The organism is Serratia sp. Ser99 (assembly GCF_024519545.1).
In the GTDB taxonomy this organism is placed as follows: domain Bacteria; phylum Pseudomonadota; class Gammaproteobacteria; order Enterobacterales; family Enterobacteriaceae; genus Serratia; species Serratia liquefaciens.
This window is the reverse complement of record NZ_JALJRT010000002.1, coordinates 297,726-318,371: the sequence shown is the minus strand read 5'-3', so window position 1 is coordinate 318,371 and position 20,646 is coordinate 297,726. Positions and strand designations below refer to the sequence as shown.

Sequence of the window (20,646 nt, the reverse complement as noted above, 5' to 3'; positions counted from 1 at the left end):
TCAGGCAAAAGCCACCACCAACAGCACCGCAAGCTCCACTGCGGCCAGGCCGCGGCAGAAGGCAACGAAGGCGTTACAATGTAACAGGTTGATCAAGGATCCCGGCAGCCAGCGGCGCAGTTGATAGAGCGGGGCGAACATCACCCGAAGTGGTTGGGCAAAACCGGTGGCGGTGATCACCATCGCCTCCTCATGACCATATCCGCAGGTCCAGGCGCTACCCTGTACCCGGCGAGGTTGACGAAGGGTCTGATAACGTGCAGCAATCAATAGCGGCAGCAGCGGCATTGCCAGTAACAAAATGGCGATCAACGGGGTAGAAACCAAAGTGTCGGAAACGGAGAGGGATTGTTCGGACGTCATGCCGATCAGCCGGGCAAACAGCGGGATGATCCAGGGCGCACCCAGGCCGCAAACCAGACACAGCAACGCGGGCAGCGCATGGCTCAGCGTCAGGCAGAGGTTAGCCTGCACAGCCTGGGCCGCCGCAGCGCAGCGTGGGGCTCCCAAACAGGCGACGCCAAACACCTTGCTGACGCACATCACTGCCAGCGCACCGGTCAGGGCCAGCGCCACCGCCAGCAACGGCCCGAACAGATGGCCAATAAAGCCAGGGGCCGCACTGAAATGGAACAGTCCCTGATAGATCAGCCATTCACTGGCGAAACCGTTCAATGGCGGCAGTGCGGCCATGGCCACCAGGCCGATCAGCAGAGAAATGGCGGTCCAGGGCATCAGCCGTGCCAGCCCGCCCATTTTCTCCATGTCCTTCAGCCCGGTTTGTTGTTCGATGGTACCCGCGGCCAACAGCAATGCGCTTTTGAACAGGCTGTGGTTCAACAAATGGAACAGGCCGCCGATCAGGGCGAACGCCGTCAGTAATGGCTGTTGCAGCGCCATACCGACCATGGCACCGCCAATGCCCAGCAGGATGATGCCGATATTCTCCAGCGTGTGGTAAGCCAGCAAGCGCCGCAGATCGTGCTCCATCAGCGCATACAACCCGCCAAAAAATGCGGTGCCGGCGGCCAGCAGCAGGACCAGCAATCCCCACCACAGCGGGGGCGTACCCAGCAGATCCAGTCCTATCTTCAGGATCCCCAGCAGGCCGACCTTCATCAGTGCGCCGGAAAACAACGTGGCGGCAGAGGCCGGCGCGCTGCTGTGGGACTGAGGCACCCAGGCATGCAGCGGCATCACCCCGGCAAAAATGCCAAACCCGGCCAACGCCAGCAGGAAGACGCCGTTACGCAGTGCATCCGGTAATGGCGTAGCGCGGATCACGCTGAATTGCAGGCTGTGGCTGTGGGTATAAATCAGTGCGAAAGCGATAACCAACAGCAGGGTGCCCAGGCGCATCAGCAAAAACTGGCTGTGCCCGGCCCGCAGACTTTTCGCGTTCGGGGCGTGGACAATCAAGAAATAGCCGCACAGCGCCGCCAGTTCTAACAGCAACAGCAAGGCCAGTGCATTATCGGCGATCGCGGCGGCGCCGAGCGCTGCCAGCATCAGATTGATCAGCCCGCCCAACCGGCCACCTGCACTGGCGTTCAGCTTCGCGACGCTTCCGATGTGATACAGCGCGGCGCAGATCCCACACAAAGCCATCACCAGCAATAACAACGCATTAATGCCGCTGATTTCCACCGCATAACGCAACCAGGGCAAACGGGCGCTGTGCAACGGTGCTAACAGCAGTTGTCCGGCGGCCAACAAGGTGGCGATGGCACACAGCAAGGTGCCGCCACCCAGCAAGGCATTGACACGCGGCCAGGGGGCCAGCAGCCAGCTCAGCAACGCGAACAGGAGATACCCGACGAATGCCAGAGTCAGCAACGACAATGGGTCGGGCGCAATGGGGTAAAACATCAATTCGGCTCCTTGCGGGATTCTGGGGCGGTAGCGAACGGCAGCTCGGCGCTGAGCGCCTGCATGGCGTTGCGCCTTTTCTGTTCGCTGGCGTTACGCACGTCGTGGTCGCTGACCAAGCGAATGGCCTGGGTAGGACAGGTACGGATACAGGCCGGGCCTAAGGGGGTGAAAGCGCAAAGGTCGCACTTGACCGCCACGGCGCGGACACCGGGCACACAATCCAGGAAGGCGCCGATCGGCCGCGGCGCTTTGGCGGCAGGCAGGGCCAGCGGTGTGTTGCAGTCTGAGGGGATCGCTAACGGGGTACTGCCGCCGAAGCCTATGGCGCCGAACGGGCAAGCAATACCGCAGAGTTTGCAACTGACGCACAGGCTCTCGTTCAGGACGATGGCATCATCCTGATGGCGAATGGCGTTTACCGGACAGACCTGCGCGCAGGGCGCATCCTCACATTGATGGCACATCACCGGTGCCGAATCGCGGGCGTTACGAATCACCTGCAAGCGGGGTAATGCCTGCAAACCCCGTTGCCGATGTTCCGCAGAACAACTGGCCATGCAGGTATTGCAGCCAATACACAATTTGGGGTCCGCAATAATAAAGCGGTTCATGCACACTCCTTGCTTCGTCATTTATGACGAAATCGTCAGTAAAAAATGACGTTTCGACAGTTTTCTGTCAGTGAGTAACGCCGACAGTCAGACGGACAGGGTTATTTTTTTCAGTGCGTCATGAATGGCGTGGCCGTCATGCAGCGAATCAAACAGGCATTGGTAAATAACGGCGATCTTATCCAGATAATGTTCAAATACCGCCGGCATATCGCGATTGTTTATTACACCGTCAATATTGCCGTCTTCATCCAGCGAGGCATGGGCGAAGGGGGCGAAATTCTCGGCTTCATGCGGCGATGCCAAATTAATGCGATAGCAGATATCACGGCTGTAAAACCCCTCACTTAATTGAATGCTCACCGTGAAGTGGTTGAACAGTACAAAACGCAGATCATCGTCCTGACCGTAAGTAAACTGATGATTAATCTTCTTTTTAGTGGTGGTAACCGCTTTGATTAAGGTGCTGTGGTAGGTTTGCCACTGCGCCATCAGGCGGTTGCTTTTGTTGGCGATATAATCGGCCTGGCTGGTTACTTCACTGATAGTACTCATTGTCGTCACTCAAAATTGATGGTCATTGTCGAATCGCTTCGGGTGAACGACTTAAAGCATAAAGCGTGCCAGTCTCTGGTGATTTTCATTATTTCCTTTCAATTCAATCATCAGGACTGGAATTAATCTTTAAATTGGATTGTGGTCTGCCAGCTAATTACTGTCGACGTCATGACACTCGACAAATATGCCGAATGGGTTTTGGCACCATATTTGCAACGCAAGGTGACGAAACGTTTTATCACCCTGAGTGGAGGCCGGATGCACGAAATAACCTTGTGCCAACATGCGATGGAAATAATGCAGCAACAGGCTCGTCAACATCGTGCGAAACGTATTACCGCGGTGTGGTTCGAAATTGGCGCATTTTCCTGCGTGGAGGCGGAATCGCTGCGGTTCTGTTTTGACATGGTATGTCGCGACACCCTGGCCGAAGGCTGTGAGCTGCATCTGACTGAACAACGCGCCTTGTCCTGGTGTTATGACTGCCAGGCTGACGTCGAGCTGTTAATCCCGCAGGTTTTGGTCTGCCCGCACTGCGCCGGAAGAAACCTGCGGGTGCAGGCCGATGATGGGTTGCAAATAAAACGTCTGGAAATTGAATAACTGAAAGGAGAAAGAACATGTGCAGCACTTGCGGTTGTGCCCATGGGGAAATGACGATTGAAGGGCAAGCAAAGGTACCGTTTCGCCCGCAGCGGCCTCTGCAGGGGGACCTGCATTATGGACTGGGATTGGCGGGCACCCATGCGCCGGGCATCAGCCAGCGGCGAATGCTGGAAATAGAAACCCGGGTGTTGGATAAAAACGATCGTCTGGCCGAACGTAATCGCCAGTATTTTGCCGAGCAACACATCCTGGCGTTGAATTTGGTTTCCAGCCCCGGTTCTGGCAAAACCACCTTGCTGACCGAAACCCTGCTGCGGCTGCGCGGGATGCGTGAGTGCGCGGTGGTGGAAGGAGACCAGCAAACCACCAACGATGCCGAACGTATCCGCGCCACCGGCGTGCCGGCGATCCAGGTCAATACCGGCAAAGGCTGTCACCTGGATGCGCAAATGGTTCACGAAGCCGCCCAGCGTCTGGAGCTCAAGCCCAGCAGCCTGCTGTTTATCGAAAATGTCGGCAACCTGGTTTGCCCAGCCAGCTTCGATCTGGGGGAGCGGCACAAGGTGGCGGTGCTGTCGGTCACCGAAGGGGAAGACAAGCCCCTCAAGTACCCGCATATGTTCGCCGCCGCACGTCTGATGCTGCTGAACAAGGTCGATCTGCTGCCGTACTTGAAGTTTGATCTGGCCGCCTGTATCGCCAATGCCCGTCAGGTTAATCCCGACATCGAGATAATTACCCTTTCTGCGACTCAGGGGGAAGGGATGGATCAGTGGTTGGCCTGGCTGGAGCGGCAGCTATGTGCATAGGGATCCCCGGGCAGATCGTGGCGTTGGATCAACACCAGCCTCAGCACGCCTGGGCCGACGTCTGCGGCGTGCAGCGAGAAGTGAATATCGCATTGGTTTGCCGGGAGGGTGAACCCAAAGAAGCGATGCTGGGGTGTTGGGTATTGATTCACGTGGGCTTTGCGATGAGCCGCCTCGATCAACAAGAGGCCGAGGATATGCTGGCAGCACTGCAGGCGATGGGGGAAGTGGAACAGGACGTGGCGCTGTTTTTGGCGGGGGAGGATAACCATGGATTACGTAGATGAATTTCGCGATCCGCAGCGGGTAAAGAAACTGCTGCAACATATCTGGCACCGCGCCGCACAGTTGCCGTTTACCGCCGAACGACCGCTGCAAATCATGGAGGTGTGTGGTGGCCATACCCATGCGATATTCCGCTTTGGCCTGGACAAGCTGCTGCCGGCGCAAATCGAATTCATTCATGGCCCCGGCTGCCCGGTTTGCGTTTTACCTATGGGGCGCATCGACGCCTGCTGCGAAATCGCCGGGCACCCCGAAGTGATTTTTTGCACCTTCGGCGATGCGCTGCGGGTGCCAGGACAGCAGGGGTCTTTACTGCAGGCGCGCGAGCGCGGGGCCGACGTTCGCGTGGTCTACTCACCGCTGGATGCCCTGATGCTGGCGCGACAAAATCCGCAACGGCAGGTGGTGTTCTTCGCGTTGGGTTTTGAAACCACCATGCCGGTCACGGCGATTACCCTGCAACAGGCGCGGCAGGAAGGCCTGGGCAACTTCAGCGTATTTTGTCAGCACATCAGCCTGATCCCCACCTTGCGCAGCCTGCTGCAACAGCCGGATGTACGCATTGACGGTTTTCTGGCACCCGGCCACGTCAGCATGGTGATAGGCACCGAGCCCTATCATTTTATCAGCAGGCAATACCACAAACCCCTGGTGGTGACCGGCTTTGAGCCACTGGATATCTTGCAAGGGGTGCTGATGCTGGTCGAGCAGTTTCTTGGCCGACAAAGCCAAACCGAAAATCAATACCGGCGGGTGGTACCGGAACAGGGCAACCGGCTGGCACAGCAGGCGATGAGCGAAGTTTTTGTCCTGGGAGGCGGCAGCGAATGGCGCGGGCTGGGCACCATTGCCGACTCAGGCATTGCCCTCACGCCAGGCTACCAGGCTTTTGATGCCGAACGTCGTTTTCGTCCGCAGCGGCGGCAAGTGGCTGACGATCCGCGATCCCGCTGCGGAGACGTGCTCACCGGGCGATGCAAACCGCGCGACTGTCCGCTGTTTGGTCGCGGTTGTACGCCACAAAACGCATTTGGCGCGCTGATGGTCTCGTCCGAAGGGGCCTGCGCCGCCTGGTATCAATATCGCCGTGAAACAGAAGAGACGCCGGCATGAATAACGTGATTACTATGGCTCATGGCAGCGGTGGTGCTGCCATGCAGCAATTGCTGGACGATCTTTTCCTGCCGGCCTTTGCCAACCCGCAGTTGGATCAGCGTGAAGATCAGGCCCGGTTGGATTTGGCCGAGTTAACGCAGCAGGGCGATCGGCTGGCGTTTACCACCGACAGTTACGTGATTGACCCGATTTTCTTTCCGGGCGGAGACATAGGCAAGCTGGCCATCTGCGGTACGGCCAACGATCTGGCGGTGAGCGGCGCGTTGCCGCGCTATCTTTCCTGCGGCTTTATTCTCGAAGAAGGCTTGCCGCTGCCCGAGTTACAACGCGTGGTCGCCTCGATGGCCGCCACCGCGCAGCAGGCCGGTATTCGCATTGCCACCGGGGATACCAAGGTAGTGCAGCGTGGCGCAGCCGACAAAGTGTTTATCAATACCGCCGGTATCGGGGTGATCCCGTCCGGTCTGAACTGGGCGGCGCAAAATATCCGCGTCGGCGATGCCGTGATTGTCAGCGGCACCCTCGGGGATCACGGGGCAACTATTCTCAACCTGCGCGAAAAGTTGGGTATGTCTCTGGACGTGATCAGCGACTGTGCGGTGTTAACGCCGTTAATTGAGCCATTACGTGCCATTGACGGTGTGCGGGCGATGCGTGATGCGACCCGTGGCGGGGTGAATGCCATTTTGCATGAGTTCTCCCGTGCGGCCGGCGTGGGCATCGAGGTGCAAGAAAGCCTGTTGCCGATCGCCCCGGCAGTGCGTGGCATTTGTGAATTGCTGGGGTTGGACGCCATTAATTTTGCCAACGAGGGAAAACTGGTGGTCGTGGCCGCACCGCAAGCCGCACAGAACGTGCTCTGTGCCTTGCGTGCTCACCCATTGGGCGCGGATGCGGCGCTGATTGGCACAGTGACGGAGGGGCGACAGGTAAGGCTGCAGGGTGCTTATGGCATCAGCCGCCTGTTGGATTTGCCGCATGCCGAGCCTTTGCCGCGGATTTGTTGATCCCGTCGGGGGAGAACGTCGCGGCCCAGCGTTACACTTTGCGATGTGACTCACAAATCTTCATCGCGACTCAGGCAAGTGATAAACAATGTCGAATGCACAATTAGAAAAACAAGAACTACTGGAAATTACCCGCACGCTGCTGAGCCAGCGCAGTTTCACCGATCTGTTGCTGCAACTGCGTCAGATACTGCAACGCCTGCAATTGGCGGATCAGGTCACGCTGGTGCTGTTTGACCCTGACAGCGAACGAGTCAGCTTTTATGGCCTGGATGCGCATCGACAGCCGGTGAGCTATCAGGATGAGACCCTGCTGGCAAATGGCCCGGTAAGTCGGCTGCGACAAAGCCCGCTGCCACAGCGCTGGCAGAGCGATGATCTGCACGCGCGCTATCCGCAAATCGGGGCTCTGGCGCTGTATTTACCCTTTAATCAGTATTGCCTGATGCCGCTGCATGCAGGCGGTACCCTGATAGGCGGTTGTGAAGTGTTACGTTGTCACTCTGCGCCGTTCGCCGACGCCAGCCTGGTGCAGTTGCAGACACTGATGGAGTTGGTGGCATTGGCGGCAGAGCAGCTCCAGCTGCGGGAGGAGGCGGAACTCCGTCAACGGCAATTGCGCCATGAACGAGATGATTATCGTATTTTGGTCGACGTGACCAACGCGGTGCTGTCGAAACTCGATTTGGATGATTTGATCGGTGAGATCTCAAAGGAAATTCACCGTTTCTTCAAAATCGACGCGATCAGCATTGTGCTTTGCGTCGATAAAACCGAACAGGTCACCATTTATTCCACCCACTATTTGCAAGAGGACGTGGTTGAGCGTCAGCAGTACAGCGTAGCGCTGGCGGGCACCTTGTCGGAACAGGTGATGCAAAGCGGTGAAATGCTGCTGTTGAATCTGAAGCATTCCGACCGGCTGGCAGCCTATGAGCGCCAGCTGTTCGATCTCTGGCATGAGCAAATTCAAACGCTGTGCGTACTGCCGTTAGTTTTCGGCAACAAAACCCTGGGCGTACTCAAGCTGGCGCAATGTCAGCCGGACAACTTCAACGCTGCCAACCTGCGGGTGTTGCAGCAGATCGCCGAGCGTATCGCGATTGCGGTGGATAACGCGCTGGCCTATCAGGAAATTAACCGGCTCAAAGAGAGCCTGGTGCATGAGAACCTGTATCTGACCGAGCAGATTAACGGCAATAACCCGGACTTCGGCGAGATTGTCGGCCGCAGCGTGGTAATGTCCGCCGTGCTCAAACAGGTGGAAATGGTAGCGAAAAGCGACTGTTCGGTGCTGATCCTCGGCGAAACCGGCACCGGTAAAGAGCTGATAGCCCGTGCCATCCACAACCTCAGCGAACGATGCGATCAGCGCATGGTGAAAATGAACTGCGCAGTCATGCCGGCCGGGTTGCTGGAAAGCGATCTGTTTGGTCACGAAAAAGGGGCATTTACCGGGGCGACCAATCAACGAATGGGGCGTTTTGAACTGGCGGACAAGGGAACGCTGTTTCTGGATGAGGTAGGCGAAATTCCCGTAGAGCTGCAACCGAAACTGCTGCGGGTACTGCAGGAGAGGGAGTTCGAGCGCGTTGGCGGTAACAAGGTGATTTCGGTGGATGTGCGCCTGATTGCCGCGACCAACCGGGATCTGCAACAGATGGTGGCCGACCGCGAGTTTCGCAGCGATCTCTTCTATCGGCTTAACGTCTTCCCGATCGTTATTCCGCCATTGCGCGAGAGGCCGGAAGACATCCCGCAGTTAGTGAAGTTTCTGACCTATAAAATTGCGCGCCGCATGAAACGTACCATCGACAGTATCCCAGCGGAAACCTTGCGCCTGCTGAGCCAAATGCCCTGGCCGGGAAACGTGCGCGAGCTTGAGAACGTCATCGAACGTGCGGTACTGCTGACGCGTGGTACGGTGCTGAACCTGCAACTGCCTGAGTTGCAATACCCGGTCCCTTCGATGGCGCTCCCGGTTCCCAAAGCGGAGCCCAGTCAGCCAGGGGAAGATGAGCGACAGCAGATTATCAGGGTGCTGAAGGAAACCAACGGCGTGGTTGCCGGCCCACGCGGGGCCGCTCAGCGCCTGGGACTGAAACGCACCACGTTGCTTTCACGCATGAAGAAATGGGGGATTTTGGTTAAGTGAAGCGCCGCGTGGGTTAGGGGCAGCTAATGAGGAATATCCCTCATTGCGGCTTTAGGCTGAGTTACCTAAGCTAAAGCTGCAATGCAAATCGCACATAAGGAGATCATCATGACTAACTTACCATCCGAAGATCGTAATCCTGCCCCTGATGCCGCTGAAGAAAATGCGTTCTTTCCGTCACCTTACTCTTTGAGTAAATACACGTCGGCAAAGACGGATTTTGACGGCGCCCACTATCCTGCGCCATATAAAGGCGGCAAGTGGAAGGTGTTGATGATTGCGTCTCAGGAACGCTATCTCATGATGCAAAACGGAAAGTTTTTCTCTACCGGGAACCATCCTGTGGAGATGTTATTGCCCATGCACCACATGGATCTTGCCGGGTTCGAAATCGACGTTGCAACGCCATCCGGCGACCCGGTAAAGCTTGAGATGTGGGCATTCCCTGGTGAGGATGCGGCGGTCAAGGCCACCTATGAAAAATATCGCCGTCAGCTCAAGCAACCGAAAAAGCTGACTGAGGTAGTGAAGAATTTGGATGCGGGTAATTATATCGGTGTCTTTATCCCGGGCGGTCATGGGGTACTTAACGACATTCCCTTCAGCGAAGACGTGAAAAAAGCGCTGTTCTGGGCGCATGACAACGACCGTTACGTGATTTCACTGTGCCACGGGCCTGCCGGATTGTTGGCGGCGGGTTTGGGTGAGGACAAGGAAAACTTCTTGTATCGCGGTTACGAGATCTGTGTGTTCCCGGACTCGCTAGATACCGGCGCCAATATCGATATCGGTTATATTCCGGGCCCAATGCCCTGGCTGGTCGGTGAACGCCTTCGCGAACTGGGCGTCAAGATCCTCAACAGCGACATCACCGGGAAAGTCCACAAAGACCGTCGTTTGTTGACCGGCGACAGCCCGTTGGCCTCCAACAATCTGGGTAAGTTGGCCGCAGAGACATTGCTTGCCGACGTTGCGGTTCGATGAACGGCGTCAGTGACGCGACATAGGTTTAAGAACGGCGTTCTGTTTTGCCCTGGCATCTGCAAGGGTGAAATAAATCTGACGACGAAAAAACGATATTATTCAGAGGGGGAGTGATTAAGGCTCAACCCACGCCAGCAGGCGCGGGTTGAGCGGATTCAACAAGATTTATGACGTTGCGTCACCGATATCCATCGGCTTTTGTTTACGAAGCAGGTGCAGCAGCAATGATACGCGGCGCTCTGTCCGTTCCGGCGTGTCCGGTGGCAAGTTATAGCGCAGAGTGTAACGCTCGTTTTTTTCATTGAAGAAATCGATGACCAGTACGGGGACCGAAGCACCCACCACTTTTCGATAGTTCAATGAGATACCTGACAACCTTCTATTCATTGAAACATCCATTATTCATCACCCTACAGCCAGGGGACGACGGGTTGACATGGCGATGCGGCCGATGCCAAAACTGAGCGCCGCGCCCAACAGCAGGATCAGCAATGAACCCCATGCCGCGCGTGATACCTGTTTGGCCGCCACTTCCGCCGCTTCGCGGGCTTTTTGCTCGGCCTGCGCCTTCAGCTGGTCGACCTTTTGTACCGCCTGCTGATAAGCCTGGGCATAGTTGTCTACGATCTGGGTCGCTTCTGCACGGCTCTTGCCTGTACGGGCTGCGACGATATTCACCAGCGCATCCTTATCAGCCGCATTCAGGGCAGGTTCACCGGATTGCTTGACGCGTTCAAACCATTGCTTGAGCTCTGCAGCCGCCTGTGTTGGGTCAGTGGCTGCATCAGTAGCGGTTTGCTTACCATCCGCAGCGACGCTATCGCTCTTTTGTTCCAACTTGGACGGGTCCAGCTCAGCCTTGCCGCTTTGCTTGAGGGTGGTGGTTAACTGGTTTTCCAAATTACCCCAGTCCAGGCTGATGCCATTTTTGTCTAACTGCTGTTTGACGTTTTCGCCAATGCCCGGCGCTGCGGCGGCAATACCGTTGCCGGCCAAAGAGAGCCCCTTGCCGACGGCGCTACCGGCCAGACCGACCACGCCGCTCGCCACAGAAATCACCAGCCAGGTCGTCAGTAATGTGGTCACTGCCCAGCTCAGCAGACCGTGCAAACCGCCACGGTTTGGCGAAGTTCTGCCGGCGACAAATGCACCAGCCGCCAGCGAGACCAGGGTAGTGACAAACAACCAGATCCCGGTGCCCGTGCCAAAGCCACTCAGAGGATTGCCCTCATGCAACGGATCCACGGCCGAAGCGCCGATGGCCGTGCCCAGCACGCTCAGTATCAGATAGGTCACCAACGCCATGGCACTCCCGGCCAATACCGAACCCCATGAAACGTGAAACGCAAAGCGATTGGATTCATAGACAGTGGTCATTGTTATTCCTTATATTGACTAAACAAGTGGTTGTACGCACAGCACAGGGCCGCGCCGACAGAATCAGTCTGCCGCTTGGCACCACTGACCGTCCCGGTTCATTTGCACCGACAAAGCTAGTGCATTCACACCCCGCGAATGCACCTGTTACGCACTATGCTGTTGGGAACAGCGCCACTATCAGGCACTTCGATCGCCGTCAGGCGGCCAAGCCACTTCGTCTTTTGGAGAAAACATGAGTCAGTCCATCCTTGCCAACGAAACTAACCGTAGCCAGCTACAGCAGATCATCTCAGGGTTGTCGGAAGGGGTGATCCTGGCCGAGGTCGACCAGACCATTCTGTGGGCTAACGAGGCAGCGCTGAGCATGCATGGGTTGAGCAAGTTGAGTGAGCTGGGTGCCAATGGCGGTGAATATGCTGAGCGCTTTGCCTTGCGTTATCGCAACAATCACCCTTTGACGCCGGAACAGTATCCGATTAACCGGGCTGCCAACGGCGAGACCTTCAGCGACGTACTGGTCGAAGTTCGGCCCGCCAGCGAATCGGAGTACCTGTGGGTTCACCGTTTACGCAGCCTGGTGATCACCGACAGTAAAGGGCAAGCCGAATTGCTGGTTTTGATCCTGAGTGATGCCACCGAGTGGGCCAGTGCCGAGCAGCGTTTTGAAAAGACGTTCAACGCCAACCCGGCACCGGCAGTGATCTGCAGCCTGAGCGACCTGCGCTACATAAAGGTCAACCAGGGGTTCCTCGATATGACGGGCTATACACGCGATCAGGTGATGGGCACTTCGGTGTATGCGCTGGACGTGCTGGAACAGGCGGAACGCAAGGAACAAGCGGTGCAATTGCTGAGTGAAGGGGCGACCATTCCACAGATGCAGGCCGAACTGAAGCTGCCGGCCGGCGGAACCAAGCTGGTGATCGTCGCCGGCCAGCCGCTGGACATCAATGAAGAAGATTGCATGCTGTTTACTTTTACCGACCTCGAACCCCGTCGCAAGGCGGAGTCGGCGCTGCGCGAGAGTGAAGAGCGGTTTGCCAAGTCCTTTCGTTTAAGTCCGGTGCCCACGCTGGTGTGCACCGCGGACAAGCAGCGGGTGCTGGACATCAATGAGGCCTTTATAAAAACCACCGGATACGCCGCCGAGGAGTTAATCGGCAAGACGGTCGAAGAGATCAATGTTATCGATGGGCAAGGGGAATGCCGGCGGTTATTTGCCACGTTGGAAAAAAGCGGTAACGTCGAGAATCAAGACCTTAAAATACGCAAAAAGAGCAATGAAACCATCGACTGCGTGGTTTCAGCGGATGCCGTGAGCATTCAGGATGCCCGTTGTTATCTCCTGGTACTGATGGACATTACCGAACGCAAACGCTCTGAGCTTGATCTGGTGGCTGCCATCGAGGAAGTCATGCAAGACGCTTCCTGGTTTAGCCAGACATTGCTCGAAAAACTGGCCAATGTGAAAAGTATCAATAAGCCTAACCTGGCGGGGTTTTCCTTCACCGATCTTACCGCACGTGAACGCGACGTATTGGGGTTAATTTGCGAGGGGCTGCCGGACAAAAAGATCGCCGCACGCCTTAATCTTGCCCCGAATACGGTGCGTAATCATGTGGCGACGGTCTATTCCAAACTCGACGTCCATAGCCGCGCCGAAGCCATCGTCTGGGCCAGAGAGCGGGGGCTGTTTGCCGGTGAACGGTCATCTAAAAATGGAAAGTAGGGTGCAAATGCACTGGTCAATCCCCTGCAAATTGACCTTATGAGCGGTTCATCAACGGCTTACTATCGAGAGACAAGGCAGGCATTTGCACTATGCAAACGTCGAAACAAACCTCACTCAGGAGTGCAGAATGAACAGCGATAAAATCAACGGCGTGATGGATAAAGTGGTAGGCAAGGCGCAGGAAGTGGCCGGTGATGTTACCGGCGATGAGCGTTTGCAGGCTGAGGGATCTACCCGCTACGTTGCCGGCACACTACAAGAAAAATATGGCGATGCTGTTAGCTGCGTCAGCGATCTGGTCAAGAAGAAACCTCTCACTACGGTAGCAATTTTTGCCGGCGTGAGCCTGTTGGCAGGCCTGCTGCTACGTCGCCGCTGAGGCTGTGGATTGACTGATTACCGCAAATAAACCCCAGCCTGACTCGCCCGCATCCTGCGGGCGAATGCTTTCCCCGCGCCGCTGCACATTGTATTTTGTGACAAAAAAGCCTCTTTTACTCCCCTTCGTTTTTTGCGTCTGAGCCATAGGTTCTATATATTTATTAACAGGCTCTGAATAAAGATGCGAATATCAGCCCGCATTGTGCATCAGTGGCCAGTATAATCAGTTTGCAAAGATGTTGACGGAACATGTGCTTTCGGGAGCAGAGTAAAGGTCAGTGAGGAACCTATTGCCTCTTGATGTTGCAACCGAGCAGACAACGACTCACAGGTTACGAGGAACTATCATGCATAAAAGAACACTGGCGTCATTGCACTACGATAAAATGCCTTACGATGGGGTGTATTACCATATTTTGAAACGCGAGGCTCATGGGCACACGGCGCTGTTGAAACTTGATGCTGGCAGTCACCAGTCAGCCCGCCTGCATCCGGGCTGGGTCAAACTGATGGTCCTGTCCGGTGAGCTTAAGATCGGCGACCAAACCCTGCAGTCCCATGAAATGTTTATGATCCCGGCCAATACCGCCTATACCGTGGATGCTCTCACAGAGGTTTACTGTCTCGCGATTTCCGAACTGGATGGCGTGGAGTTGGCGCGCTAATTCTTGTTCTGCCAGCCTGCCGAACACTGAGCGCAGGCGATAATCCCACTCTATTTTTCAGACCTGTCTATCACGGGCCAACCTTGTTGGCCTGTCAGGCAGTGCCAATAAGGAGGGCGCTTTGAGCCATTCCACAGCGTTGTTAACCAAAATCCAGTCTCTGGAAACGATGTTGCATCAGCCACTGCTGCGAAACGACTCGGTTACGGTGGAAAAACTGCTGCATGATGATTTTGAAGAGATCGGCCGTTCGGGAAAGCGCTACAACAAAAGGCATACCATTGCGGCATTGCAGGAAGAAACTGGCCAGGCGCCTATTTATGCCGAAAATTTCAAGCTGTCCACTATTGCAGAAGGAGTGGTGTTACTAACCTACAGAAGTTTTCAACGCGGTGCCGACGGCAACGTGACCCGCAATACTTTCCGCTCTTCAATCTGGCTGCGATCGTCGAGCGAGAACGATGACCATTGGCAGATGCGGTTCCATCAGGGAACGCCAACGGCAGAGTGAATCCATGTAGGAGGGCGTGAGAGCCCCGTTGCCTTTGCCAAATCTCCAATCTTCATACCGTTCGAAAACCCCTATTGACCTTAAAGTTAACTTTAAACCTATACTTTCTAAACGGTCAACGCAGGACCGAAGGCAAATCCGCGTTCGGGTGCAAGGTCCGGAACCGGCCTTTCCTGCGCGTGGCCGAGAAAAGCATCACCCTTTGACTAATTGCTGAATGGGAGAATTGATATGGGTTACGTAACCACTAGCGATGGCGTTGACATTTTCTACAAGGACTGGGGACCAAAAGATGGAAAAGTCATCTTTTTCCATCATGGCTGGCCGCTGTCTAGCGATGATTGGGATGCCCAGATGCTGTTCTTCGTAAACCAAGGATTCCGCGTTGTTGCGCACGATCGGCGTGGCCATGGTCGTTCCAGTCAAGTATCGGAAGGGCATGATATGGATCACTATGCGGATGACGTTGCTGCGGTAGTGAAACATTTGAGCGTGCAAGGTGCCATGCATGTGGGTCACTCAACGGGCGGGGGCGAGGTGGTGCGTTACATCACGCGTCATGGTGAGGATAAGGTATCGAAAGCCGTACTGATCAGTGCTGTGCCGCCGTTGATGGTGAAAACCGACAGTAATCCGCAGGGGACACCCAAATCGGTATTTGATGATTTCCAGGCGCAACTGGCCGCCAATCGGGCGCAGTTCTATTACGATGTTCCCGCGGGACCTTTCTACGGCTACAACCGGCCCGGCGCCAAGCCGTTGGATGCGGTCATCTGGAACTGGTGGCGGCAAGGCATGATGGGCGGCGCCAAGGCTCATTATGACGGCGTCGTCGCGTTCTCACAGACGGATTTCACCGATGATCTCAAGCGTATTTCCATCCCGGTGTTGGTGATCCACGGCGATGACGATCAAGTGGTTCCATACCAAGATTCAGGCGTGCTCTCGGCCAAGTTGGTCAAAAACGGCAAGCTTATTACCTACAAAGGTGCGCCGCACGGCATACCTACGACCCATGCCGATCGGGTCAACAGCGATCTACTGGCCTTTGTAAATAGCTGACGCGGGAAACACGGTTCTCGTGAAAAAAACAGGCTCCTTTTTGAGGGGCCTGTCGCCAGATATCCCTTTGGCAGCGCCTACGAGTGACCTGGGAAAAAGGTTGGATTGCAGTGACAATGTCACAATTATTGCGTTATGTTAAATAGGGCTTGAGAGGGGTTGAGTTCAAATGATAGTGATAACTTAATGTAAAACATGATGTTATTTGCTTTTTGTTAGAATGACGATTTACCGGATACTGAACTGAGTCGAAAATTGCTCCTGAATTTTTAGCGACGTCTGAGAAAGCATAGACAGCGCAGCGACAAATTATCCTGGTAAACAGATCACCGGTGAGCGGATATCCGCGGGTTTTACTCATGGCATAGTCGCTCATCATCAACGAGGAAGAGGATCTGTTTTATGTCAGGGCTACTGATTTGTGCTTTAATGCTGCCCAACTCAGGGTGAATATGCAGATATATTGGTCGATTTAATGCCAGTTAAACAGTGCATTTTGGTGAAATCTGCAAGGGAAATGCTGCCAGGCTTTCTCAGATTTCACGTAGCGCGATCAAAATAAAACAGGGAAAAGGATGATGTTTAAGAAAGGCAGACCGAAAATGCTTTTTCGCAGGGAGAACACTACTGCAAGGGGAGCAATCCGCCATGGTGGTGAGTACCGCTGGCAGCGCCATAAGAAACACGCGATTGATGAGAACTTGCCGATGCGAGAAGGCATGCACGGCAGAATGCAACAAGGTATTGATTACACGCCGTTGTTCAAATTTTTGCTGCGTAACGTTGGGCAACCGTGGATTGATGTGCATCGTGAAGCAATAAGTCGACTGGATAAGGAAGAGCCGATTTTTTATTTGGTTGCATTACAGCGTAAAAATTGGAGCAGCTACGTACGTTATGGCGAATCGAGTTACTACAGCGGGCTTTGCATCGATGAGCAAGGATTGCTGCAGAAGGTTAATCCTGAATTCACTGCAGAAGACGTCCCGGTTCGATGCCGTTGTTGTACGTATACCTTTAATGGTGAACGAGTACCTGTAACTGAAAAGAACTGGTTAAAACCTTACGAAAAGGAAAACTGGGAATGATGATGAAAGAACAGGTTCTACAGAAAGAAAACCCTTGGGGGCGGGTAGTCAGGTTAAGGACTCAGTTATCTCAATATGCAATTTAACATAATATACATTACGCGCACCTAGGTAGCTCTACGTAGAATCTGAGCTTTTGGGCTTTAATGGCTTATTCATATCCCGTTATGCCGATGCTTTACGCTTAATGCCATGCTGATTCAAACACTCAATGTTTCATCCGGAATCTCTTGGCCATGAAAACCAAATTCACACTGAGTTCTTCTCACCGGTTTTGCACTGTGCATTAATGCATTCCCTTGAGCCGATGTTTTCCAGAATAGATAACCTTCTTCACGCACAGGATTATGGCAGTTCTCATCTTGCTGATCGTACATCGCAAACTGTGGCCTGGTGTTTTGGGATGAAATGACATCCATGGCCGGTGCACTAATATGAAACAGGATCAGCGTTTGAACTCATACTGCGTATACAGCAATTCTGGGATAGAAACATCAACTCGCACCTCACTCATCGTGACATTGTCACCTTAACCAAACTGCTTTTATCTGGGCATATGCCCTGTAACCCCGATTCATTCAGCTTGCGCTTGGTGTCCTGCAGCGTTTCCCGCTGATTACTCAGCGTCGCCATCATGCGATCAATCTCCTCAAGCCGCGCATCAAGCTTCTGCATAAGACTGTCCTGGTACGCCATTCCTTCCAGCGACAGCACGCCGCGGATCGTATCCAGTGCAAAACCCAGATTTTGTCCGATCTGGATAAGATGCAAACGCTCCAGCGAGGTCTCGCTATAAACACGATATCCGTTGGCGCTGCGCGATGCCTTAGGCAGTAATCCCTGTTGCTCATAGTAACGTATTGCCGATGCGGCGAGACCTGAACGCTCTGCCAATTCCCCTATTTTCATTTCGCTTGACCTTAAAGTTAACTTTAATCTTAGTATACACGGGTTCTCTTGTTGATTAAGGATCCGCCATGATGTTCACCCCGCTTACCCTGCCTAACGGCAGCGTCCTTCCCAACCGCCTGGCAAAAGCCGCGATGGAAGAAAATATGGCCGACGTCGGCCAAGTGCCTGGCCCGGCATTGTATCGTTTATACCAGAGCTGGGCGCAAGGTGGTGTTGGCCTGATTATTACCGGTAACGTCATGATCGACAGTCGTGCAATGACGGGGCCCGGTGGCGTGGCTCTTGAGGCTAATACCCCACTAGCCCCCTTTACGGCTTGGGCCAAATCTGCACGCCAGAACGGTGCGCAGGTTTGGATGCAGATTAACCATCCTGGCCGCCAGGTCATGGCAAGTATGGGGGGCGAAGCCTGGGCACCGTCGGCCGTTCCCGTGGAAATGGGTAAGCACAGCAAGTTATTCGCACAACCGACGGCCATGAGCCAGGCGCAGATCGATGAGGTGATCGAACGTTTTGCTACCACCGCTTATGCTGCCGAACAGGCAGGATTTACTGGCGTACAAATCCACGCAGCACACGGCTATCTGCTCTCGCAATTTTTGTCTCCCTTGACCAATAGACGTCACGATCAATGGGGTGGCAGCCTGGCTAATCGTGCTCGCTTACTGTTAGAGGTCGTGGGAGCCGTGCGTGAACGTGTCTCGCCAAGCTTTTGCGTTTCGATCAAGCTTAACTCGGCCGATTTTCAGCGCGGTGGCTTCTCTGAAGAAGATGCGCAACAAGTGATTTTGTTGCTGAATGAATTGCCTATCGACCTGATTGAACTGTCAGGAGGCAGCTACGAAAGCCCAGCGATGCAAGGTAACGCCGCGGATGGACGCACATTGGCGCGCGAAGCCTATTTTTTGGAGTTTGCCCGCGATCTTGCCGCCGTCGCCCACATGCCGGTGATGACAACGGGAGGTATCGCCCGTAAGTCCGTGGCGCAACAGGTGCTGGATAGCGGCGTCGCCGTGGCGGGTATAGCAACAGCCATGGCACAGGTTCCTGACCTGCCGCTCCAGTGGAAAGCCGGTAATGAACCTTATGCACTGCCAAAACCGGTAACATGGGAAAATAAAACCATGGCAGGCTTGGCACGAATGGCTTTGGTCACTCGCCGCTTACGCGCACTGGGTGAAGGGCGTACTCGTGCCAGCCGTTATTCCCCCCTGTTTACATTAATCATCAACCAGTTACGTACCAAGCGCATCACCTGTCGTTATCGTGAATGGCGCCAGCAGCGGGCCTAAGCTATCTCGTTACGTGCGCCCTGTCCGCAAAAATAAACTGCATAAAATTCGATAGCTTCGCCCTGCTTATCGGGTGAAGCGTTGAATTACCCTCTCTGTGAGGCGGCAATGGCAATCGTAAGCCATGGAAAGTACTCGCTCACGATTGCCGCAAAAGGACTGGCTTAAATAATGTATGAAAGTAAAAAGGTCATCCCCAAAGCCAGCACCGAAGCGATAAAGGTTGCCGTGGTGTAGTACTTGAACGTTTCATTGAGCGTTGCGCCGCAATACTGTTTCACCAGCCAGAACAATGAATCGGTCACTATGGTGCAGCCAATAGCGCCAGAGCCTATGGCAATGGTCACGATCTCCGGGCTGACGTCAGGATAGAGCGCTAACATTGGTGCGACAATGGCCGTTGCTCCCATCATGGCAACGGTGGCGGAGCCCACTGCCGCATGAAGAATAAGCGCGACTAACCATGCCAACAAGATCGGATGCATATGCAGGTTGGAAAGCATTAACGCCAGGGTGTCCGCTAAGCCGCTGCTCTTCAATATGCTGTTGAAGGCCCCGCCCGCGCCGATGATCAACAAGATATTGGCTATAGAAGCAAAACCCGTTTCCGTGTGGCGCAACAGCGTACTCATCCCCATATGACGGCGGATGCCCAGAACGTAATAGGCCACAAACACGGCAATGAACATGGCGATAATCGGGTTGCCGATAAACTCCATCAGGCCGAACAGACGCCCTTCTTTAGCCAGGTTCAACTCTGCTACCGTCTTCACCAACATCAGCACAATCGGCAATAGCACCGTAAACAACGTTGCCCGCAGCGAAGGCAACTCATGTTCTTCTCGTACGGTCAGATTGGAGAATTCTGGCGGTACCGGCTTAAACGGCAAGCGTTTCCCCAGCACTTTCAAGAACAACGGCCCGCCGACCAGAGACGCCGTTAAACCGACGAGAAGTCCGTAAACAATCACCGTTCCTACGTCTGCACCCAGCTTATTGGTCACAAACAGCGCCGCAGGATGTGGAGGAACGACGCAATGCACTGCCATCAATGCAGTACAAAGCGGTATGGCCAGTTTAAGCAGCGAGGTGCCGGTTTTTCTGGCGATGGAAAAAGCCAATGGAATCAATAACACCACGCCCACTTCGACAAACAGTGTGATGCCGCAAACCAAGCCTACCAATACCATAATGACATCGACGGAAAGCCAGCGGCAACGCTGCAGCGCGATACCAATGCGTTCTGCAGCACCGGAAACCTCCATCATCTTGCCAAGAATGGTGCCCAGCCCAATCACCGCAGCCAGGAATCCTAGCGTGCTGCCAATGCCATTTTCTATGGCATTGACCATATCAATCGGGCCCATCCCCATCATGCCACCGACAAAAAAGCTCGCTAACAACAACGCTAAAAAAGGATGAAACTTGAACTTTACGATGGTCAAAATGATGAGTGCAATACTGGCGATCAGCGTTCCGGCAACCCAAATGTGTGAATCCATGGCCCATATCCCCTGTCATTCAATTGTCTTTATTGGACAGGAAAACGACGATCGGTGACAAACGATAAAAATCTCACCTCACATGAGTAAAACAGAATCAAACGAGTGACTTGCGCCA

22 protein-coding genes are annotated in these 20,646 nt (G+C 54.5%); 14 read left to right on the top strand and 8 right to left on the bottom strand.

Features of this window, described 5'->3' with window-relative positions; translation table 11 throughout:
- From NR114_RS05565 to hycA, 3 genes are all read right to left on the bottom strand, one after another.
- Positions 1 to 1,869: a proton-conducting transporter membrane subunit gene (locus NR114_RS05565; protein WP_256813733.1), complete on the bottom strand. Its 1,869-nt coding sequence runs from the start codon at positions 1,867 to 1,869 to the stop codon at positions 1 to 3.
- Positions 1,869 to 2,483 (bottom strand): 4Fe-4S dicluster domain-containing protein, encoded by a 615-nt coding sequence (locus NR114_RS05560; RefSeq protein ID WP_020826909.1) that lies wholly within the window; start codon positions 2,481 to 2,483, stop codon positions 1,869 to 1,871. The genes NR114_RS05565 and NR114_RS05560 overlap by 1 nt, the downstream gene beginning before the upstream one ends.
- An 87-nt stretch (positions 2,484 to 2,570) precedes the next feature.
- Positions 2,571 to 3,038, bottom strand: a complete 468-nt coding sequence (gene hycA / locus NR114_RS05555) for a formate hydrogenlyase regulator HycA (RefSeq protein WP_020826910.1) — start codon at positions 3,036 to 3,038, stop codon at positions 2,571 to 2,573.
- Positions 3,039 to 3,299: 261 nt separating this feature from the next.
- On the opposite strand from hycA, the gene hypA reads away from it, so the two are divergent.
- From hypA to hchA, 7 genes are all read left to right on the top strand, one after another.
- The gene (hypA, locus tag NR114_RS05550) at positions 3,300 to 3,644 is read left to right on the top strand and encodes a hydrogenase maturation nickel metallochaperone HypA (protein ID WP_046373540.1); all 345 of its coding nucleotides are present in this window, start codon (positions 3,300 to 3,302) and stop codon (positions 3,642 to 3,644) included.
- Positions 3,645 to 3,661: 17 nt separating this feature from the next.
- Positions 3,662 to 4,456 (top strand): hydrogenase nickel incorporation protein HypB, encoded by a 795-nt coding sequence (gene hypB, locus NR114_RS05545; protein ID WP_115058810.1) that lies wholly within the window; start codon positions 3,662 to 3,664, stop codon positions 4,454 to 4,456.
- Positions 4,447 to 4,743, top strand: a complete 297-nt coding sequence (gene hypC, locus NR114_RS05540; protein ID WP_020826913.1) for a HypC/HybG/HupF family hydrogenase formation chaperone — start codon at positions 4,447 to 4,449, stop codon at positions 4,741 to 4,743. Before hypB ends, hypC begins: the two co-directional genes overlap by 10 nt.
- Complete coding sequence (gene hypD / locus NR114_RS05535; RefSeq protein ID WP_234529667.1) at positions 4,727 to 5,854, top strand: hydrogenase formation protein HypD; 1,128 nt, start codon at positions 4,727 to 4,729, stop codon at positions 5,852 to 5,854. Before hypC ends, hypD begins: the two co-directional genes overlap by 17 nt.
- A complete protein-coding gene (hypE, locus tag NR114_RS05530; RefSeq protein ID WP_217331260.1) occupies positions 5,851 to 6,864 on the top strand; it encodes a hydrogenase expression/formation protein HypE in 1,014 nt (337 codons plus the stop codon). Before hypD ends, hypE begins: the two co-directional genes overlap by 4 nt.
- Positions 6,865 to 6,952: 88 nt before the next feature.
- Complete coding sequence (gene flhA / locus NR114_RS05525; RefSeq protein WP_256813730.1) at positions 6,953 to 9,019, top strand: formate hydrogenlyase transcriptional activator FlhA; 2,067 nt, start codon at positions 6,953 to 6,955, stop codon at positions 9,017 to 9,019.
- 108 nt (positions 9,020 to 9,127) lie between these two features.
- The gene (gene hchA / locus NR114_RS05520) at positions 9,128 to 10,003 is read left to right on the top strand and encodes a glyoxalase III HchA (protein WP_234529666.1); all 876 of its coding nucleotides are present in this window, start codon (positions 9,128 to 9,130) and stop codon (positions 10,001 to 10,003) included.
- A 165-nt stretch (positions 10,004 to 10,168) separates the two neighbouring features.
- Here the strand turns inward: hchA and NR114_RS05515 are convergent, their stop codons facing one another.
- Together NR114_RS05515 and NR114_RS05510 are read right to left on the bottom strand one after the other, a co-directional pair.
- Positions 10,169 to 10,390 carry a hypothetical protein gene (locus NR114_RS05515; protein ID WP_041414564.1) on the bottom strand — a complete coding sequence of 74 codons (222 nt, stop codon included), beginning with the start codon at positions 10,388 to 10,390 and terminating at the stop codon, positions 10,169 to 10,171.
- 18 nt (positions 10,391 to 10,408) lie between these two features.
- A complete protein-coding gene (locus NR114_RS05510; RefSeq protein WP_234529665.1) occupies positions 10,409 to 11,380 on the bottom strand; it encodes a hypothetical protein in 972 nt (323 codons plus the stop codon).
- Between the two features lie 235 nt (positions 11,381 to 11,615).
- On the opposite strand from NR114_RS05510, the gene NR114_RS05505 reads away from it, so the two are divergent.
- The 6 genes from NR114_RS05505 (at position 11,616) to NR114_RS05480 (ending at position 16,822) form a co-directional block, all read left to right on the top strand.
- Positions 11,616 to 13,112 carry a helix-turn-helix transcriptional regulator gene (locus NR114_RS05505; protein WP_142815196.1) on the top strand — a complete coding sequence of 499 codons (1,497 nt, stop codon included), beginning with the start codon at positions 11,616 to 11,618 and terminating at the stop codon, positions 13,110 to 13,112.
- A gap of 130 nt (positions 13,113 to 13,242) precedes the next feature.
- Complete coding sequence (locus NR114_RS05500) at positions 13,243 to 13,494, top strand: CsbD family protein (protein ID WP_234529664.1); 252 nt, start codon at positions 13,243 to 13,245, stop codon at positions 13,492 to 13,494.
- Positions 13,495 to 13,843: 349 nt separating this feature from the next.
- Positions 13,844 to 14,161, top strand: coding sequence for a hypothetical protein (locus tag NR114_RS05495; protein ID WP_020826922.1), 318 nt, complete (start codon positions 13,844 to 13,846; stop codon positions 14,159 to 14,161).
- Positions 14,162 to 14,282: 121 nt separating this feature from the next.
- On the top strand, positions 14,283 to 14,672 hold the full coding sequence (locus NR114_RS05490) for a DUF4440 domain-containing protein (protein WP_256813727.1): 390 nt from the start codon (positions 14,283 to 14,285) through the stop codon (positions 14,670 to 14,672).
- Between the two features lie 231 nt (positions 14,673 to 14,903).
- On the top strand, positions 14,904 to 15,734 hold the full coding sequence (locus NR114_RS05485) for an alpha/beta fold hydrolase (protein WP_020826925.1): 831 nt from the start codon (positions 14,904 to 14,906) through the stop codon (positions 15,732 to 15,734).
- A gap of 575 nt (positions 15,735 to 16,309) precedes the next feature.
- Positions 16,310 to 16,822 carry a hypothetical protein gene (locus NR114_RS05480; RefSeq protein WP_116690454.1) on the top strand — a complete coding sequence of 171 codons (513 nt, stop codon included), beginning with the start codon at positions 16,310 to 16,312 and terminating at the stop codon, positions 16,820 to 16,822.
- A gap of 200 nt (positions 16,823 to 17,022) precedes the next feature.
- Here NR114_RS05480 and NR114_RS05475 read toward each other — a convergent pair whose 3' ends face one another.
- Complete coding sequence (locus NR114_RS05475) at positions 17,023 to 17,199, bottom strand: hypothetical protein (protein ID WP_234529662.1); 177 nt, start codon at positions 17,197 to 17,199, stop codon at positions 17,023 to 17,025.
- 133 nt (positions 17,200 to 17,332) lie between these two features.
- The gene (locus NR114_RS05470; protein ID WP_020826929.1) at positions 17,333 to 17,731 is read right to left on the bottom strand and encodes a MerR family transcriptional regulator; all 399 of its coding nucleotides are present in this window, start codon (positions 17,729 to 17,731) and stop codon (positions 17,333 to 17,335) included.
- A gap of 68 nt (positions 17,732 to 17,799) precedes the next feature.
- On the opposite strand from NR114_RS05470, the gene NR114_RS05465 reads away from it, so the two are divergent.
- Positions 17,800 to 19,026, top strand: coding sequence for an NADH:flavin oxidoreductase/NADH oxidase family protein (locus tag NR114_RS05465; protein WP_234529661.1), 1,227 nt, complete (start codon positions 17,800 to 17,802; stop codon positions 19,024 to 19,026).
- Between the two features lie 164 nt (positions 19,027 to 19,190).
- Here NR114_RS05465 and dsdX read toward each other — a convergent pair whose 3' ends face one another.
- Positions 19,191 to 20,528 carry a D-serine transporter DsdX gene (gene dsdX / locus NR114_RS05460; RefSeq protein WP_234529660.1) on the bottom strand — a complete coding sequence of 446 codons (1,338 nt, stop codon included), beginning with the start codon at positions 20,526 to 20,528 and terminating at the stop codon, positions 19,191 to 19,193.
- Positions 20,529 to 20,646: the final 118 nt, after the last annotated feature.